Source organism: Parachitinimonas caeni (assembly GCF_030129945.1).
Taxonomy (GTDB): domain Bacteria; phylum Pseudomonadota; class Gammaproteobacteria; order Burkholderiales; family Chitinimonadaceae; genus Parachitinimonas; species Parachitinimonas caeni.
In genome coordinates, this window is sequence record NZ_JARRAF010000003.1 from 29319 (window position 1) to 48600 (window position 19282).

Consider the following 19282-nt stretch of genomic DNA (forward strand, 5'->3'; position numbering starts at 1 on the left):
GTGCATATCAATCTATTTTACCTATACGCCAATTCTGGCCAACATGCCGCCATCACCGCCACCTCAAGGAACGCAATATGGCACTGGCAATGCAATGGCTGTGTGGCTTGCTCCCGCTTGGCTACCTGCTGGCCTGGGGTCTGGCCCGGCTCTGGCCGTCACGCAGCTGGCAATTGGCTGAAACTGGCGCACTGGCAGGCCTGGCCAGTGTGGCCGTCACCGCGCTGGTGCAAATCGTGCAACCTGCCGGCGCCCCCAAGGATTGGCCGGGCCTGCTGGTTGCCGGCCTGATCGCGCTGCTTGGCTGGATCATCGTTCGCTACTCGCGCACCTCTCTGATGGGCGAGGCAGGCCAATTGCGCTATCTGAGCGCCTTGCTGCTGACGCTGGCGGCGGTCAGCAGCGTGGTTCTGAGCCCGCATCTGGGCATGCTGGTTGCCGCCTGGGCCGTCAGCAGCCTGGGGCTGCACCCTCTACTGACTTTCTATCGCGAGCGGGTCCCAGCCCAGATCGTGGCGCACAAGAAATTTCTGGTCAGCCGTATGGCCGAGGTCTGCCTGCTGCTGGCGCTGTGGCTGATTCACCGCGACACCGGCTCTCTCTGGCTCGCCGATCTGGCCTCGCATCTGGCGGCGCTCGACCAGCTCACAACCGGTCTGCATCTGGCGGCCGCACTGATAGCACTGGCAGCCATTCTCAAGTCGGCGCAGCTGCCACTGCATGGCTGGCTGATTCAGGTGATGGAAGCCCCCACCCCGGTCTCGGCGTTGCTGCATGCGGGCATCGTCAATCTGGGCGGGTTTGTCCTGATCCGGCTGGCCGAGCTGCTGTCTCTGGCGCCTGCCGCACAAGTCTTGCTGATCGGGTTCGGTAGCGTCACCGCCGTGTTGGCCGGGCTGGTCATGATGACACGCATCAGCATCAAGGTCCGGCTGGCCTGGTCAACCTGTGCCCAGATGGGCTTCATGCTGATGGAGTGCGGGTTGGGATTGTACGAACTGGCGTTGTTGCATCTGCTCGCCCATTCGCTCTACAAGGCCCACGCCTTTCTGACAGCGGGCCAGACCGTGCAGCTGCACCAGCAGCGCACGCTGGTGTCAGACCAGTCTCCGCTCAGCCCAGACCGCCAATGGCAGTGGGCCGTGGCGGCGCCTGTGCTGTCCGGATTGCTGGTTGCCGGCTCCGCCTATGGCTGGCAACTGTGGCAACCGGCCTTTGCCCCGCCCGTCGTCGCGATCGCGGTGCTCAGCCTCGGTCTGGCACCCTTGCTCTGGCCCGTGGCGCCACACTGCCGGTCAAGCCTGGCAACCGGCTGCTTGCGGCTGCTGGCGCTCACCCAGCTTTATCTGCTCTGGCATCTGGCCTTTTCCCAGCTAGTGCCCACGCATCACGCTCCCGGATGGCCCGCTACCTTGTGGGTGATCACGAGCTTGGGCGGCTTGTATCTGGCGCAAAGCTGGCTGCGCAGCCACCCCGACAGTGCTCTGAGTCGCCGCCTCTACCCTTGGGCCTACGCCGGGTTTTATCTGGATGAACGCTATACACGCTTTGTTTTTCGAGTCTGGCCAGTCCGTCTGGCCACGCCAGCGAACTGAAGGGGAAACATCATGACTGCACCAGAACACCCAGACGTCACCGACCAGGCCAAGCTGCTGGTCGCCATCGACCAAGCCTGTGCTGCGATTGCCCCGAACTGGCCACTCGACCGACTGATTGCCGTCAGCCCTTACTGGAACTGGATAGACCGGCCTTTCCATCAGGCCAGCCAGGCACTGGAACGGCTGAATGGCAGTCGCCTGACCATGCCGGCCGCGTATTACCGCCAGGCCTGGCAGGCCGGCGAGATTCGCGCCGAACACCTGCAGCAGGCGATGGATGAGGCCGGGCACCCGCACAGCCTGCAATCCCTGTTGGCGGCACTGGACCAGGACACCCCAGCCCTCACCTCTCTTCCCCTGCTTTCTGATCTGGTGGATTTCGAGTGCGAGGTACTGCATCACCCCGCTTGGCGCGACGCCATTACCCAGCAACTGAGCCAGTTCTGCGCGGCGTTTTTCGATCAGGACCAAGCCGACTGGCACCCTGCCCACACCGGGCAGCTTTACGTCAGCTGGCGGAAATCCGTGCAGCAAGACCACAGCGTCAGCCTGCTGATGCACGCCCACCAACTCCGCCAACGCGCGACAGCGCTACCCGCCGATGCTGTCGGGCTGATCCGCTGGGCGGTGCAGAAACTGGCCATTCCTGCTGACAGTCTGCGCGATTACCTGACTCTGCTGTTGCTACGCATCAACGGTTGGGCCGCCTGGTGTGCCTACCTGCGCTGGCAGGCAAGACTGCACGCTGGCGACGATCAGCAGATCGTTGAGCTACTGGCCTGCCGACTGGCATGGGAATGCCTACTGGATGATGGGGAGCGTGGGGTTGATTCGGTATGGCATCAGTGGCAGCAGCGCTGGGCCGCGCAGCCCGTCGTGCCGCCGGCGCCCCATCTGCCGCCCCTTGCCTTGTGGCAGCGCGCTCAGGAAGTTGCCTATCAGCAGCCATTGGCTCGCCAGTTGGCGGAGCAGACTCCCACCGCGCTACCCGAACCCAGCGTCCAGGCCGTCTTCTGCATTGACGTCCGCTCAGAAGTCTTCCGCCGGGCGCTGGAGCAGACCGATCCGGCCATCCACACCCACGGCTATGCTGGCTTCTTCGGTCTGCCCATTGCCTACACCCCGCTGGGCACCACGGCCAGCCGCCCCCAGTTACCGGGATTACTAGCCCCCTGCCTGAAGGCCAGCGACAGTACCGGAGACCCCCTGGCCGATGCCGCCATTAGCCAGCGGCGACAATTACGCCTGCGGCGACGCGCCAGCTGGAACCCTTTCCGACGCCTGCCCGCAGCAAGTTTTGCGTTGGTTGAATCGCTTGGGCTGGGCTACCTGAGACAGTTGCTGCAACAGAGCCTGCCCTCGCAGCGGGCGCTGCAGTCAGGAGAGGATGACGGCCTGTCATCTGCAGAATCTTGCCAGCTGCGACCGACACTACAATTTGCAAAAGACGACCCGCAACCAGCGCTGGATCTGGCCGAGCGGGTTTTGCGGGCAATGGGGATGACGGGCCGGCTTTCCCGGCTGGTACTACTGGTCGGCCACGGCAGCCAGAGTGCCAACAACCCGCATGCCGCCGGCCTGCACTGCGGGGCCTGCTGCGGCCAGACCGGCGAAGTCAATGCCCGGGCGCTGGCGGCCCTTCTTAACGATGCGGCGTTACGGCAGGCACTGCAACGGCGAGCCATCGACATCCCCGACAGCACCTGTTTTCTGGCTGGCCTGCACAACACCACCACCGATGACATCACTTTGTTCGATACCACCGCGCTCCCCAACAGCCACGCGGCCGACCTGCAGCGCCTGCGCCAGGCCCTGACAACGGCCGCCACTCGGGCACGCGCCGAACGCGCCAGTCAGATCGGCCTAGCGACCACACCCGAGCTGGACCAGGCTTTTCGCCGCCGAGCCAACGATTGGGCGCAAACCCGCCCCGAGTGGGGACTGGTTAATAACGGTTGCTTCATTGCTGCCCCCAGAGCCCGCAGCTACGGCTTGCCGCTACAGGCGCGGGCCTTCCTGCATGATTACGATGCCAGTGCCGACGTGAACGGCCTTCTGCTGGAACAGATCCTGACCGCGCCGGTTATCGTCGCGCACTGGATCAACATGCAGTACCACGCCTCGACCGTGGACCCGCTGCACTATGGCAGCGGCAACAAGCTATTGCACAACGTAGTAGGTGGTCACATCGGTGTGTTTGAAGGGAATGCCGGCGATCTGCGCATCGGCCTGCCGCTGCAATCGGTACATGACGGTGGGCACTGGCGCCACACACCCTTGCGGCTGTCGGTATTTGTTGAAGCCCCTGCCGCCCGCATCGACGCCATTCTCAGCCGTCACCCTACGCTGCAGCAGTTGGTCGGCAACCACTGGCTCCACCTGTTCCGGCTCGATGGCCGCATGGTTGAGGTGTATCGCACCGGTGGCTGGCAGCATTGGTACGGCGGTTGACAGTCGATGGCGGGAGTCCGCACCGGGCGCGTAAAATTATCCGCCATTGCCTGAATGTTCTGTGGGCGGAATGGCCTGCAGCACCTGCCGCCACAGCAGCTGGGGCACTATCCCGGTATAGCCGGACTCCTGCGCATCGTTGCATTCGATGACGATCCAGCGTCCATCCTGCATTTTGGCAATATCGACAACCAAAAATGGCACCTTGAGGCGCTGCGCCTCCAGAACCCGATTTCCACACTTCACCAACCTCTGGCTGGCTTTCATAGATACAAGCCTGCCTCTGTGCCTGACCTACCGTGTATTCATGAGTTGCACGAAACTCTGAGGGAGGAATGGGCCAGCACCTCCAGAACCTTGGCGGGATCACAACCATAAATACCCGCGCCCCAAGCGGCATTCTGCTCGACGCAGGCCCAATCCCCCGCGATGGTGCCAACGTCAACGACCGTAGCAACCGGCAACTCCACGCGCTGATCGGCAAGCAAACGGGACAGGAACGCTTCCAGTTGTTGATGTTCATCAACACTGCTGGCAAACCCCTGCGCTTCCTGTAATTCGCCAAAGCGGGAATAAATCGAGTAGGTCATCAACTTGCGATTTAGAACGAAACAGCGAAACTCCTTCTGCCAGACCACCACATCCGACACCAGAACCGGCATGTCGTCCGGGTATTCAGTCGGTAATTCAGACCCACGATACACACTGGCAGGAAAGCTCTTGTCGTTGGGCGGCTTCACGAACCGTGGCTGTGAGTTTTGCCGCGCCAGGCCGAGGGTAGTCATTGAAATCTGGCGTGATCTGTATTCGAACGGCAGATTGACCAGCCAGTCTTCGGATGGGCTGATCAGAGCCAAGCCCAGCTGTTCAGCCAGCACAGGTCCAAACAAGGCTTCCCCGTAAAAGATCGGATCCGGAATTTCGCGCAAGTGGTCTGGTACCCGCCAGCCTGCCAGCCGTTCAACACGCCAGCCAATCTTACCGGCAGCCTTCCATAGCGCTTGGGAATCCACGGTATAGCGTGGAGTAAAAATCAGTGTTGGCATCGTATTGGTCCATCTGGCTCAAAGTTGTAAGTAAGCATGTCATCGCGTCGCAGTCCATGCTCTTGGCTCGATTCTGACCGGTTTCACCGCTGCTAGGCGATACATGGCAATACCGTTGTCCCACCATATTCCACCAAGCACTGGCAGTCTCACACGCCATCCTCCACTTGACTGGCCACTGGTTCGCCTTGGCGGAAATGCAAGTGATTGCCAATTCCATTTGCATTGACAACGTCATAGACCGTCGATTAATAATCTACCGGCCCTGGAGGGCGGCTGAGTTGTCGATCTCAACCGGCTCGTGAAAACAACATGGAGAAATAGCATGGCAGGTATATGGAAAACATGGCTGGTGGGTGTGCTGATCGGCATTCCCACCATAGCCGCTGCGGCGGATTACACCCACGGCGGCAGCAGCGACAATGGCAGTGCAACGATCTGGCTGAAGTCGAATGTCAACACCCGCTGGGCCGATCTGCACTACAGCATCAATAGTGGCGCCCAGCAGAATGTGCGCATGGCGGCCAATGCCACCACTGCCCGCTATGAGTACCGTCTGACGGCCACAACCGGCAATCAGGTGAATTACTGGTTCACCTACAACAATGGCCCCGCTGCTTACGACACACCGCGCTTTAACTATGTGGTGGGATCGACAACCACGCCACTACCGGAAGGGCCTGTGCATACCATACCGGGCAAGGTCGAAGCCGAGGCTTGGCTGAGTATGAGTGGTGTGCAGACCGAAGACACTACGGATGGCGGCGGCAAGAATGTGGGCTGGATCGACGCTGGCGACTGGATGGATTACCGGCTCAACGTTGCTAGCGCTGGCACTTACCTGCTCGACTTCCGCGTGGCCAGCCTGGGGGGCAATGGGGCATTTCAGCTACGCAGTGCCAGCGGCGCAACGCTGGCAACAATGACCGTACCCAATACGGGCGGCTGGCAAAACTGGACCACCGTGCGCACCAGCGTTGCCCTGCCTGCCGGGCAGCAGACCCTGCGCCTTTACGCCACAGGTGCTGGCTGGAATCTGAACTGGATCAATCTGCTTGCCGCAGGTAGCAACGGCAATGAAATCCCGGTTGGCAATCAGGTCATGACCTTGCAAATCAAGAATGCTACCAGTGGGGCTTATGGCGATAACCAGGTCTATTGGTCGGTGATCGGCTATCACCCGATTACTCGCCAGCTTTCCTGGGTGGATCGCCAGGGCAATCTGATACCCGCATCGGTTAATGACAACCAAGCCAGCAACCATCTGGTAAAGAATGGCCAGAGCTACGCCAACTACTTTCACAAGCTGTCAGATCTGAACTGGGTTTCACTACCGCGCATCGACTCTGGCCGTATGTTTCTGAGCCTTGGCTCGCCGATGTACATCAAGATCAATACCGCCGCCGATGGGCGCACCGGTTTTGCCGGCCCGGATCTTGGCAACCCTACCGACCCCAATCAGGACGTTTACTTTGAGTGGGTGGAATTCACCATTGACCAGTATGGTTACCACGGCAACTCCACCCGTGTTGACCAATTCGGTTTCCCCATCCGCACCCGACTGGTAGGCAAAGATGGCTACGACCGCACTCTGGGCGAAACAGCCAGCCGGGAATCCTTGCTGTCCGCTTTTGAAAGTCAGGTCCCCCCTGAATTCCAGAAGCTGGTCAAACGTCCCTATCGCATCGTTGCGCCGGGCAAAGCAGGGTTCGGACATGGTGGCCGTTACAGCAACTATTTCGACCGCTATGTCGATCAGGTCTGGGAGACCTACCGTAACCGGGATCTGGTATTCACGGCCGAAGCCGGTACCTTTCGCGGCCGGGTCATTGGCAACGACTTTGTTTTCAGCAAGGATGGCGGCCCGCAAAACCTGTACATCCGTGGCAAACCAACCACTGAAGCCATTCTGGAAGGCTCGGGCAATCTGGCCAGCGGCAATCCCCTTGAGCTTGTCGTACAAGCGCAGATCACCGCCGCCTTCAATCGACACCTGCTGGTCAGTATCGACCCGGCCAACTGGAGCAACGCCAGCTACTACTACCAGCAAGGCCCAGCAAACTACTTTGCACGATTCTGGCACCAGTACAGCATCGACGGGCTGGCCTATGGTTTTTGCTACGACGACGTGCGCAACCACAGCAGCCTGCTGGAGCATCCCAATCCGAAAGCGTTGGTCGTTACCGCCGGGTGGTAAGCCTGTCAGCGGCAGGCTCGGGTTCTGGGCCTGAGCCACCTGCGCATACCCGTTGCACACGATCTGCAAACCACGACGCACCCGGAGCCTGTTTGCGGCACATAAAACAAATGCCAGTCAGTGCTTACTGACTGGCATTTTTCTGTTCCGCGGTACTCAGACCGGGGCAGCCCACTAGCGTGTGTAGGAAGTAAATAAAGTTGGTGACAAACCCACCCCCAAAAACCTCAATGGTTGGTAAGTCTCAAGGTGAAATTTAGAAAAATAGTTCGTAACCTCATTTCATTCGCACCCAAGGTATTCCAACTTCCAACGGAAAATAGTTGGTAACTACGATAACCCAAGGCGGTGACTTTTTATCTCCAGCAATTCGACAGCTAAACGGCTGGAGCATATTTCGGCACCACATTGCACGCCAGCTTGTCATGCTATTTACGTATATACTGTATTCCTCCCACCAACGGTGCCTGCCGTGCCCTGCTCGCCCAAATGCCCGGTTGGAAGGGCCGATTATGGGACTAAACCTACTGACCGGCCTCAAGCCACCGCCAATCCCTGCCCAAAAGCCGGATTGAGATCCAGCGGCGCTGGTTTACCGAAGATTCCTGTCGTGGGCAGTACCGGGCCTGACTGAGGAACAGGCATTCAGCGCCGCGTCGGTCCGTACGTCACGACCGGACCTCTGCAACCAAGCAGTGGGATGCGTTGAGCGCTGACGACATGGTACGTCACGTACCTGAGCAGTGAAACAATGAGAAAGAAGTGAGTTGTACCTCTATCTACAGTAGATCGTGAATATTTAGGAACGTCGGGACGATTCACACTATGGCAGAAGGTGGTGAACGGAAGCTGTCAATATCATATTGATTCTTAATAATAATCTGCTGTACCTCCGGCAAGCGTGTATCGCGATTCTCTAGGCCCAAGCTACGCAGCGTATAAAAGAGTAGCGCTTGACGACACTGCAATTTGACCTCTCCGTTACGCATCCCATAGTCCATCTCGATAGCACGACGCTTTCCACTAGATAGTTCTGGATGCGGAGCGAGGACTAAGGTTAGAACCTTATTCCATTCGGTGTCTTCTGCTGGAGATTTTCCGGCCGGTTCAGCCTCATGCACTTCGAGAATCCGTCCTAATACGAAGTCACGGAATTCACAACGCAAATGACAGTACGCGCGTACATGCCAACGAAAGCCGTCATTAGCGAGAGCGTGCGGCGAAATGATCCGAGTGCTCGGCTCAGGGCGGGACATGGACTGATAGACAATCTTGAGGCCAGTTCCCACTCTAATGGCTTTTAATATGGCGGCCAATGTTATGGCTTCAACTATCCGACCAGGGCGAGGAATACTTTCGACGGGGGGGCTCCATCCAATGAAACTCCCACCTGAATCCAAGATTCCTGTCGCAGAACCAAGAAGCTCACTCAGGTACCGCTGAGGCTGACTCTCTGAGCTAATAGGCTGAAAGTTCTCCGTGATTCGATACTCCCGAGAGCTTCGGTCATAAGCGAGATTCTGTGGTGCGACTTCTGTGTAGCGGGCTATGTCGAGCGATGCCTGCGGTATTGAGATACCGAAGAACTCGGTCAGGTCACCCCGGTTGATATGGCCGTCCCATTGCAGACGAAAGTCGATGAATGCAAGACGTCGGTCTTGCCCCCATCGTACATTTACCTTGGTCTGAGGCTGTTCAAGGCCGTGTCGTTTCAGATTACTCATCGCAGCATGATAGCATTAGAACAAAAACCATACAGGAATAAAAAATATTCGTATAATAATTACACGCACACCCATCGAAGAACCAGGGTCGTGATGCGGTCAAGGATTGACTCTGATTAGGAAGAGGAAAATGGCACATCGAATCATTTTTTACCCAATTGGTAACGGCGATACCAGTCAAGTCGTCCTTGAGAACGGTAAACGTATCCTGATGGACTACCGCCATCTGAAGAAGACCGAGGATGGCTCAGGCCCGGAGATCAATCTGAAGGCTCGCCTTAAACAGGAGCTCAAGGATGTCGGGCGCGACTACTATGACGTTGTGGCCTTCACGCATGGAGACAAAGACCACATCGAGAACAGTACAGAGTTCTTTGAGCTCCTACATGCTGCGAAGTATCAGGGAGAGGGGCGCATCAAGATTAGGACACTCTGGGTGCCGGCTGCGATGGTTCTTGAAACGGCTACCAATGACGAACAGTCATCAGAGTTTGTCATCTGGCGTCAGGAGGCACGGCACCGACTTAAGGAAGGCGAAGGCATTCGGGTGTTTTCCAAGCCAGAAAAGCTCAAGGACTGGCTTGAGAAAAATGGTATGACGCTGGCCTCGCGGCGCCATCTCATTACAGATGCTGGTCAGGTTGCACCGGACTTCGATATTGCTACCGATGGTGTTGAGTTCTTCTGTCACTCGCCTTTCATCAAGCATGTTGACGAAGGGGATGACCTGCGGAACGACGCATCGCTGATTTTCAACGTACGTTTCCGCAAGAACGGAAATGATTACGACTATCTCGCAGTTGGCGACTCTACCTGGTCGGTTCTGGAAGACATCGTTGAAACGACCAGAGCTCACGGAAACATGGATCGTCTCGCCTGGGATTTGTACAACATCCCACACCACTGCAGCTACAAGGCTTTGAGTGACGAAAAGGGCGAGTACGAGACGGAGCCTGAAGCGGGAGCCAAAGAGATTCTCCTCGCTGGCAAGGAGGGCGGCTACCTCGTCAGCTCGAGTGATCCGATTCTCGACACGAAGGAAGGTCGGGAACAGATTCAGCCACCACATCTACAAGCGAAAAAGTGCTACCAGCGCTACCTACGGCAAGTTGACGGTGCCAAGTTCCTTGTGACGATGGAGGAGCCGAATGCCACCAGGCCGGAGCCCTTGGAATTTACCGTTGATGCTCACGGTGTGTCGCTATCACGGGCAGCAATCTCAGCCGCCAGCATCATTACATCCAGGCCGGCGCCGAGGGCAGGCTGAGTGGCTGCCAATTATTGCGCTCCAGGGGAGCTGCTCCCGGATACTGATCCACGCAATTTGGCACACGAAGGGGCTCGTCAGCTTCTGGCTGCATGCCAGCGGCACCACGCCTTCGAGGTGGTGGAGCTGCGTCGTTTGAATGGTGGGAAGACGGTTGACAACGATCTAGACGTCATTGACGGAATTGTCGTCGAGTGCTGCGATGGCACGATCCCGTCTCGCAACTCGGTAGGTATCAAGAACCGTGAACGCCTACTGTTACTGCATGGCTCCGGATTGCTAACACCGCATGAAGTTTGGGCATTACGATCTGACTTCCCAGCTACCCCTCATCAGAACCATGCGCTGCCAGACGAGCCCGCTTGCCTATGCTTGTATTTCGAGACCTGGAGCGCAGTGGAAAGAACTTGGACACCAGAAAGGCATTTGGAGCGGATACTTTGGTGGCTGCGTGAAACCGCGCAAGGAACCCTGCATCGAAACGATCAGCCACTTGAGCGTTTGTATTTCGTGTCGAACTACCTGGTTGTTCTCCCGGCAGATTTCCACACTCGCTCGGCAAGTTCGCATGAAATATTGCGATTGACCAAAGCAGGTGCGAGAGCAACCGGGACGGTACTTCGTGGAGAGTTCGTATCCAACGGCATAGTACGGGGCGACGACCATAATCCAGGGTTAGATGTTTTGGCAGTTCAGGTTCCGTCGGCTTTGGCCGCCGGTATCGAACGGTATCCAGGGACACTGGGTGTTCTTCAGGATCAGCTTGTAACGCGTGGTTCCGAATTTCTGTTGGGCCTAGTGGAGACCCTGAAAAAGCTTATTCCAAGCACCGGACTATCTATCCACAACCCCAATGTGCAGCACACGCTCTTGCTGTTGCGGATCCCTGTTGTCCGTGAAGTTGGCGCTGACCCAGAGCGGGTTGATGTCATAGGTTTCATCATCCATGGCGCCAATCTCGCAAGTCTGGGTATCTCATGCGACGCTGCTATAGATGGCAAAGACGGCAGGGCCTACGTCAACAACCTTCAACTCCTGGAGAGTGCAAGCGCCGTTTCAGCCGTCATGGAGGCTTGGCGCAAGCTAACTCTCGAGCCGGTTGATGTGCGGCATACCTTTATGTCGAGCGATGCACGCAGGGCTTCTGGCGTTAAGAATGATGGGGCTAAGTTCGACGGAGTGCTCGCTGGCGTGGGGGCCCTAGGAAGCTGCATGGCAGACCTGTGGTGTCGTACCGGCTGGGGGCGGTGGACATACATCGACGATGATGTAGTACACCCACATAACTTGGTGCGTCATATTGCTAGGGACTGGCACATCGGCTGGGCGAAAGTCGATGCAGTCACCCAGCTCTTGGAGCAGACTTGGCCAAACGCACCTAAGCCGGTTGCGATCTTCGCGAAGGCCTCGGCCCTGGGCAATGACGCGGTCAAGCAAGCCATTATGAGCGCTACCCTACTCGTCGATGCGACTACGACGTTGGAAGTGCCGCGCGATTTGTCTGATCGCGATGAAAGTCCGCGTATGGCGTCGGTCTTCTTTACCCCATCCGGTCGTGACTCTGTCCTGATGCTGGAGGATGCCGGCCGCAAAGCTCGGCTTAGCTCAATCGAAGCTCAGTATTACCGTGCCGTTTTGACCAGCGAGTGGGGTAAGTCACACTTGGACGGTCATCACGGGGCTTACTGGGTGGGTGGCGGATGCAGGGATCTTTCGGGCGTGCTGCCCTATGATTTGGTGCAGATCCATGGCGCCACGCTTGCACGACAAATTCGACTGCTGACAGCGAAGTCCGATGCCCAGATTTACGTTTGGTCTTTGAACAATGAGACAGGTGCTTTGGAAAGCACGGTTGTTTCAGTAGAGGTCCCTCAAAAGGTAATCTTGGGCGAATGGCAAGTCTTCTGGGACGAAGGCATTACTCGGAAACTCAACAATATTCGTGATGAGTTTCTGCCAAATGAAACCGGCGGGGTCATCCTGGGTTATGTGGACCAAAAACGGAAGGCCATCCACCTGGTGGATGTGCTGTTGGCTCCGTCGGATAGTAACTCGAGTCAGACTGGCTTCACTCGCGGGGCCCTCGGTGTTTCGGAGGCAATTGCAAATTCAGCGGCACTGACCGCCAACATTGTTGGCTACATCGGAGAATGGCACTCTCATCCCAAGCACTCCTGTGCGTCACCAAGCGCTGTAGACGCTGCGCTATTGGCTTATCTGGCGGAAATACTTGCCATGGATGGAGTACCCGCATTGATGGTTATTGTTGGTGAAACAGATATTTCAATTTCTCTGGGCGAGGGGAAAATTAAGTGAACGAAGATGGGAAAGTGGTTTCCGGTCCTATCGGCCTGGCTCTTTCGGGTGGAGGCGTTCGTGCAGCCGCCTTTCATGCTGGAGTTCTAAGGTATTTGGCTGAGCAAAAACTTATCGAAGAGATCGTCCATGTTTCCTCTGTTTCTGGAGGAAGCCTGTTTGTTGGTTTGGTTTTTCAGTATTGCCAATACAATTGGCCAACTTCGGAAATTTATTTGGGCGAGGTCCTGCCTCATGTTCGGAAAACGTTAACCTCAAAATCGCTACAGCGTTCAGCTATTCTTCGGTTGATTTTCAATCCATTGAATTGGCGTTTCGTTCTTTCTCGTGCGAACGTGCTCGCGCAAGCCATACGAAGCTTGTGGGGAATAAAAGTATCCCTTGGCGAGATTGGAGTTACCCCTGTCTGGTCGATTAACTGCACAACAGGTGAAACTGGTCGGCGCTATCGTTTCAAGAATGGAACGATGGGTGATTATGAACTTGGTTATGCCGGTGTTAATGACTTCGGCCTTGCTAGTGCAATGGCTATTTCTGCCGCATTCCCAGGAGGCATTGGCCCGCTGACAATTAAATCTGATAGGTTCAGTTGGATGAAACGCAAAGATTGGAGCGGCAGCTCACCCGAGCCCTATCAATCTCCATTTCATAACTTGCACCTTTACGACGGTGGGCTTTATGACAACCTTGGGATTGAACCAATGTTTGATGTTGGGCGGCAGTTGCTGAAGAGGGATGCGACTTTAAAGGCAGATGTAGCCTATCTGCTAGTGTCCGACGGCGGAGCTCCCCTTGCTCGCCAGACTATTCCTCATCCACTAAATCCATTCCGGTTTAAGCGTATTGCAGATATTGCACTGGACCAGTGCCGGGCCTTACGACTTCGGTCATTTGTGAATTTTTTGCAAGTTTATCCGAAGGCTGGAGCGTATGTCGGTATTGGTGCAGCAGCAGAGCCGTCAATCCGGAAACACGCCAGGGGAAAAGAGGCACTCGCTGAGACACTGCTGGTCGATGAATGGTTATCCTCCGATGATGCTGAGCGGGCTGCAACCTACGACACGACGTTAAGGCGTTTGAGTATGCCCATCTTTAATTTACTTGAACGACATGGGTATGAAACTGCCAAGTGGAATCTGAGCCTGATGTCTCAGGTAGAGCGGGCGTCGTGAGTGTGCTGTATATAGTTACTGGGGATTCAAATGAATAATATTAATTCTGTTATTACAAGATTTCGGGCTTACCAATTGGGCACGGCTGGCTCGTCTTTCTCATATTTCGCCAAAGACCATTTCACGCTCATTGAGGCAATGATAACGGAAGTTAATGAGCCACAGTTAAAGGCCGAGTTGGTTGAATGTGGCAAGAATTCAATTGATACATTGCACATTACGAGTTGGGATAGGGATCACTGTAGCCCTGATGGGTTGGAGTGGATACTTAATGAACTTCGCCCAACACGGGTTGAGATGCCTGGGTATGAACCTCACACCGACAGCGGCGAGACTTGTCGGGTTCAGATTGAGCGGTACCAGGCCACGCGAAATAAAATTGATTCTGCCGTAGTAATTCAGGCTATTACCCCGACATATATCGATACGCTCAATAATGCCAGTGAGCTCCTTTATAAGAATATCTACTATCACCCAAGAGCGCTCAGAGAAGACTCCAATGACAATTCAACAATAAAGCTATTTCGCAGTGGTTGCTTCAACGTATTGAGTCTCGGGGACGTCGAAGACCCAAGCATTGCTGCATCGCTCAAACGGTGCAAGACAATTCTTTGCGCAGAGCTTGATGTCATGATTCTAGCGCACCATGGTGCAGATAATGGTTTCACCACGAAGAACTTGCTGAGGAAATTGTCGCCTTCTGTGGCGATTTGCAGTAGCAACTATGACAATCAGTTCGACCATCCCAGGCAAGAAATTCGGAGCATGCTCTATGAGCAAAATATACCACTTTTCACTACCAAGACTGGAGATGTGCTAATTGCGAGTATTGGTGGCCACACGATGGATTACAAAGTAATTAACTATTGTGCAAATAGCACTAAAATTTCCTCTGAGCGCACTTTCCGCTCCAGAAAATCCAAGTTACTGTGCAGTAATGCCGATACCATCCGAAATGTTCTAGCCAAGAAAAATAACTGGCCACATTAGGGATTGGTAATGTGATGCATTGCGGAAAATAATGAAAATTAGTTATCAATTGCGATACGGCTGACGGAAAGAAAACAATAATCCATTGGAGTGTCCGGGGAGTAAAGATGGGCGAGAAAGATGGCGGTAGATATCGAAATTTTTTCGTACTCGTCGAGATCAATCCCCACGAGTCGGACGAGATTGAAATTAATGATTGGGTGGATTAGTTGGCTGCCCACACTTCGCAAGACCTACTGATACCTACGCTCCTGGGCATCCTTCTTCCATCGAGTTGTTCGCGGACATTGGTCAACTTTACCGAGGTGCAGCTGTGGATCTTTTCGTAAGTGACACGGCTGCAGAATCGCCAAGTGCTGCAAGAGTCTCAGTGCTGCGACACATGCCTCAGGTCATAAATACCCAAGTCCCGGCGGAAATCCGACTGGTTGCGGCGGTTTCGCGATTGCTAGATTTCCATCAGTCACGCAGCAGCGGTAGCAGTATCACCGTTCCGGAAGTGCCAGACACTGCCGGTCGAAATCTCTTCCTCGCCGTAGGGGTACTCCAAACCCTTGGGAGGGTCGAAATCGAGCAGGGCCAATTGCGGATATCGCTCAAGGCGCTTGCTACCGAGTTGCAGAGCGAGGCCGGCGAGGTCTCGATTGACGAGCTATCCTATTGCGTTGCCTCCCTAGCGATGCCGCGTGAGATTCGCTACGGCCTCATGGCTGGCACGGGAGAGATTACCTTTGCGCACACAAGCGACACTACGGCACTGGTTGTCTTCGATCAAAGTCTGCATCAAGTTGCGCTCACTGAAAACGCACGCCTGCTCCTGCGTGTGGGGTCGCTCAAGGAAAGCTGGCTTTACAGTGACGTTGACGCTCAGCGGCTGCTCAAGGCCATCGAACGCGGTCAGTTCGAGGACGTGCCACGGTTCTGCAGAGAAATGGTGCGAGACCTCGCTGGAAAGGCTCGCCAGATCGCGGACGCCACGGAACGACCGACCCTTGTGGATCTTCGCGATGCGCTGATCAGCGACGGCGCAAAGATCAGTGAGACGCTGCACGAAGCTTCCCAACTGGTGCTTTCGGCCATGTCATTGCTCTTCTCCGAGCAGACGGAAGATGCGTTCACCCTGTGGCGCGCAACGCGGGGCATCACCTATGAGCTAGGGAACCTGCAAGCAGAAATAGAGATCGTGCTGCAAAGCACGGAAAGCTTGTCTCGACGATTCGTAAAGTTCGTGAAGGATGCGCAGCGCGCGCAGACCGTGCGTGCGCCTGTCATGCGTCTCCTGGACATGGCCCGTTCTCTTACAGCCCGCCCGGATGGCGTGGCGGCCCAACTTGATTCAGCGATGTCCGATGTACTGCCCTGGATGCCCAATGTGCAGTGGTCAAGTATTTCCGGACACAGCGCTAAGTGTTTCGGCCGTTGAAGGCTGCTCGAAAGCATTGGGTGACTGGTAGTTCAAATGTGAATGCAGCCGACGACCGTTGTAGAACTCAACAATGTAGTCGGCAACATCACGAATTGCCTCTTCCTGATTGGCATAATCCCGTCGCCAGACGCGCTCCATTTTCAGGCTGAGGAAGAAGCGCTCCATCACTGAGTTGTCCCAGCAATTGCCCTTGCGGCTCATACTGCAACGCAATCCATGTCGGTGCAGTAGCGCCTGATACTCAGCGCTCGCATACTGGCTGCCACGGTCGGAGTGCATGATCAGGCCAGCCGGTGGTCGCCGTTGTGCAATCGCCATCTGCAAAGCGGTGCTGACCAGCGTTGCCGGCATGGTTGAGGCCATCGCCCAGCCGATGATCTTGCGGGAATACAGATCGAGAACCGCCGCCAGATACAACCAGCCTGTACGAGTTCGAATATACGTTATGTCCGACGTCCAGGCCTGATTCGGCTCTGCCGGTTCAAACTGGCGGTCCAGTATATTTTCAGCCACCGGCAGAGCATGCTTGCTGTCGGTGGTGTGAACGAACTTCCGCTTCCAGCATACCCGCAACCCATATTCGTGCATTAGGCGGCGAACGCGGTAGCGACTGATTTTGATGCCTTTACCGGAGAGTTCAGCCACGATCCGGCGACTGCCGTAGCACGCCCCGCTCGCATGGAAGGACGCCTTGACCTGCGTGCTGAGCACACAGGTCGTCTGTTCTCGACCCGACTGACGACGACGCGCTTCGTAGTAGCCCGACCGGCTGATGCCAAGGAGTTGGCATACGTGGCTTACCGGAATGGCCTTCTGTTGCAACTGCTGAACGAGCCGCTGACTCACTTCAGTTCTCGTGCAAAGAAGGCCGACGCCTTTTTTAATATTTCAACGTCCTGCCGTAACCGCCGATTCTCTTCTTCGAGCTGGCGAATGCGTTGCTGCTCCATCGTCAATGGCTTGCCAATTCCAGGTTGCCCAGCCAGCTCTGCCTCATATTGCTTTACCCAGCTTCGCACGGCGGTTTCTCCCAGCCCCATGTCCTGGCTTACCTGGCGGATACTCACGCCCTGTTCTTTGACGATCTTGACAACCTGAAGCTTGAAGCTGGCGTCGAAACTTCTACGTTTATCTGTCATGTGACTTCCCTCTGTTGGTGGATTATCCACTCATCGAGGTGTCCGAAATTATTGGACCACTACACACAGTTCATTGTGAGTGCGCGCTACCTGCTCTCCTCTTCGAAGATTCTGAGCGAGATCCCAACAGCGGTCCTGAAGCGCTTTCTTGGCACTGATCCGGAGTGGCCTGACCAGATTTCATATGTGGTGACCGCCGGACCCGAAGCCCCAAAGAAGACAATTCTCATCGAGAATCCTTGGGCATTCGAACGTGCCATCGCTGCGGGGTTGGCAGTAACTGACGCACTGGTTGTGACCTTTGGATACGGACTAACCAGAGGTGGTGATGCCTTTGGGCGACAGTTGGCTCGGCAGATAGAGTCTGGTACGGAAGGCCTCGTGCAATTACGAAGATACGGCAATCCCCCAGATCTATCGACACTGTTGCACCACTCTCCCCTGGAATTCTGGGGTGACCTTGATCCAGAGGGATTGCGCATTTACCTGCGGCTCAAGAAGCGCCTTCCCACACTGGAGTTGAGTTCACTCTATGAACCAATGAAGCAGCGCCTACTTGAAGGTCGGGGCCACTCCTACAACTGCTTCACGGCCAAGGCTGGCCAATCTCCGATCACTCCAGATGAGCTGAATTGTGCCCCTGTCATTGACGAGTTGGCTCGCTTGTGCAAAACAAGAGGAATCGATCAGGAAGCGCTCAGTGTGCAGGAGATCGTTAGTCACAGCTAGCTCCCTGACTCCCCGATGTGTGAAAGCCTACCTTCCTATTTAATCTGAGAAAATCGCTCGACATGCCATTATCCCGATCCGAAAAAACAAGTCGCATGAACATTTAACAGGTTGTTGAAAAACCCATCCATTCCACGCAGTCGAGTTAGATTGGCGGGATGAGATAATCCAAATCTCCTTATTAAGATAAGTCCCGATTCTCATGCGCGGAAGCGATGCCAACCAAGGTGCGATGTTTAGCTACGTTGATCTGAATGAGCGCGTGCCGTGCACCCACCCGCTACGGCGGCTCAAGCAGGCAGTTGATTTCATTCTGGTGTCGATGAGTCCGCAGTTTGATGCCCGTTATGCTCTGGTCGGCCGACCGTCCATTGCCCTGGAACGGCTGCTCAGAGCGCTGTTGCTGCAGGCGCTCTACACCATCCGCAGTGAACGCCTGCTGGTAGAGCAACTGGATTACAACCTACTGTTTCGCTGGTTTGTCGGTCTGGGCGTCGATGATCCGGTCTGGGATCACAGTACCTTCAGCGCTAACCGAGACCGCTTGCTGGAGCAAATGCTGCTGCGAGAATTCTTTAACCGGGTACTGGCGCTGGCTGATTGGGCCCGTTTGGTTTCTGATGAACATTTCAGTGTCGATGGCACGATGATTGAAGCTTGGGCCTCCCACAAGAGTTTGGTACGCAAAGATCGAAACGATCCACCGGATGAGTCCGGTGACTCGGGCGGTAGCAATGCGGAGGTAGATTTCAAGGGAGAGACCTTCAGCAATGCCACGCATCAGTCGAAGACTGACCCGGATGCGCGGCTGCACAAGAAAGCAAAGTTTGCCGAGGCCAAGAGCTGCGTCACCTGAATCACCTTCTGATGGGGAACCGGAACGGCTTGGTGGTGGATGTCGAGACCACCCTGGCAACCGGCACATTGGCACCGCGAAAGTGCAAGCCCAGGCGCTAATAACCTTTGCGGTATGGAATCTGACGCGCATGATAACGCTGTGCGGATAGCGAGAGGCTGCTACATAGAGCCGATTCGTCCTGAAGCCGCAGAACGGCGGCAAATGCCCGAAAACGGGCAACAAAACAGCTCGAAATCAGGGTGCTGAGTCCTGAACAGAGAATGAGGCTGCCTTTTAAAGTTCGTGACGGGCTTTTGAGGGGGTCAGGGCCTCCGCACTCGAATGGCATATTTTGCTGATTTGCCAAGAGAGGGGGCCGTGTGGCATGG

The 19282-nt window shown here is 55.7% G+C and carries 13 protein-coding genes and 1 pseudogene; 10 read left to right on the forward strand and 4 right to left on the reverse strand.

Going from position 1 to position 19282, the window contains the following annotated elements; translation table 11 throughout:
- Positions 1-77: 77 nt before the first annotated feature.
- Positions 78-1595: an NADH-quinone oxidoreductase subunit L gene (locus PZA18_RS03150; RefSeq protein ID WP_284099336.1), complete on the forward strand. Its 1518-nt coding sequence runs from the start codon at positions 78-80 to the stop codon at positions 1593-1595.
- Positions 1596-1607: 12 nt separating this feature from the next.
- Positions 1608-4049, forward strand: coding sequence for a YbcC family protein (locus tag PZA18_RS03155; RefSeq protein ID WP_284099337.1), 2442 nt, complete (start codon positions 1608-1610; stop codon positions 4047-4049).
- 36 nt (positions 4050-4085) lie between these two features.
- Here the strand turns inward: PZA18_RS03155 and PZA18_RS03160 are convergent, their stop codons facing one another.
- Both PZA18_RS03160 and PZA18_RS03165 read right to left on the reverse strand, forming a co-directional pair.
- Positions 4086-4316 (reverse strand): ATP-grasp domain-containing protein, encoded by a 231-nt coding sequence (locus PZA18_RS03160; RefSeq protein WP_284099338.1) that lies wholly within the window; start codon positions 4314-4316, stop codon positions 4086-4088.
- A 38-nt stretch (positions 4317-4354) separates the two neighbouring features.
- Complete coding sequence (locus PZA18_RS03165; protein ID WP_284099339.1) at positions 4355-5095, reverse strand: ATP-grasp domain-containing protein; 741 nt, start codon at positions 5093-5095, stop codon at positions 4355-4357.
- A gap of 325 nt (positions 5096-5420) precedes the next feature.
- Here PZA18_RS03165 and PZA18_RS03170 point away from each other — a divergent pair, with 325 nt between their 5' ends.
- On the forward strand, positions 5421-7292 hold the full coding sequence (locus PZA18_RS03170; protein ID WP_284099340.1) for a beta-1,3-glucanase family protein: 1872 nt from the start codon (positions 5421-5423) through the stop codon (positions 7290-7292).
- An 818-nt stretch (positions 7293-8110) separates the two neighbouring features.
- Here the strand turns inward: PZA18_RS03170 and PZA18_RS03175 are convergent.
- Positions 8111-9016, reverse strand: a complete 906-nt coding sequence (locus tag PZA18_RS03175; RefSeq protein WP_284099341.1) for a helix-turn-helix transcriptional regulator — start codon at positions 9014-9016, stop codon at positions 8111-8113.
- A gap of 130 nt (positions 9017-9146) precedes the next feature.
- On the opposite strand from PZA18_RS03175, the gene PZA18_RS03180 reads away from it, so the two are divergent.
- The 5 genes from PZA18_RS03180 (at position 9147) to PZA18_RS03200 (ending at position 16184) form a co-directional block, all read left to right on the forward strand.
- Entirely contained in the window at positions 9147-10283 is a 1137-nt protein-coding gene (locus PZA18_RS03180) for a hypothetical protein (protein ID WP_284099342.1), read from the forward strand.
- Positions 10284-12599, forward strand: coding sequence for a ThiF family adenylyltransferase (locus tag PZA18_RS03185; RefSeq protein WP_284099343.1), 2316 nt, complete (start codon positions 10284-10286; stop codon positions 12597-12599).
- Entirely contained in the window at positions 12596-13771 is a 1176-nt protein-coding gene (locus PZA18_RS03190; protein WP_284099344.1) for a patatin-like phospholipase family protein, read from the forward strand. Before PZA18_RS03185 ends, PZA18_RS03190 begins: the two co-directional genes overlap by 4 nt.
- Before the next feature lie 30 nt (positions 13772-13801).
- Positions 13802-14761, forward strand: a complete 960-nt coding sequence (locus tag PZA18_RS03195; RefSeq protein WP_284099345.1) for a ComEC/Rec2 family competence protein — start codon at positions 13802-13804, stop codon at positions 14759-14761.
- A gap of 370 nt (positions 14762-15131) precedes the next feature.
- Complete coding sequence (locus PZA18_RS03200) at positions 15132-16184, forward strand: hypothetical protein (protein WP_284099346.1); 1053 nt, start codon at positions 15132-15134, stop codon at positions 16182-16184.
- Here PZA18_RS03200 and PZA18_RS03205 read toward each other — a convergent pair.
- Positions 16143-17326 (reverse strand): IS3 family transposase gene (locus PZA18_RS03205; protein WP_284099347.1). Its coding sequence is split into 2 segments (ribosomal slippage): positions 16143-17059 and positions 17059-17326, totalling 1185 coding nucleotides; the frame shifts between segments, so codons are not numbered across the junction. The two genes, PZA18_RS03200 and PZA18_RS03205, sit on opposite strands and share 42 nt — an antisense overlap.
- A 51-nt stretch (positions 17327-17377) precedes the next feature.
- Here PZA18_RS03205 and PZA18_RS03210 point away from each other — a divergent pair.
- Both PZA18_RS03210 and PZA18_RS03215 read left to right on the forward strand, forming a co-directional pair.
- Complete coding sequence (locus tag PZA18_RS03210) at positions 17378-18055, forward strand: Wadjet anti-phage system protein JetD domain-containing protein (RefSeq protein ID WP_284099348.1); 678 nt, start codon at positions 17378-17380, stop codon at positions 18053-18055.
- Between the two features lie 202 nt (positions 18056-18257).
- A pseudogene (locus PZA18_RS03215) lies at positions 18258-18979 on the forward strand (IS5 family transposase); the annotation flags it as partial.
- Between the last annotated feature and the right edge of the window lie 303 nt (positions 18980-19282).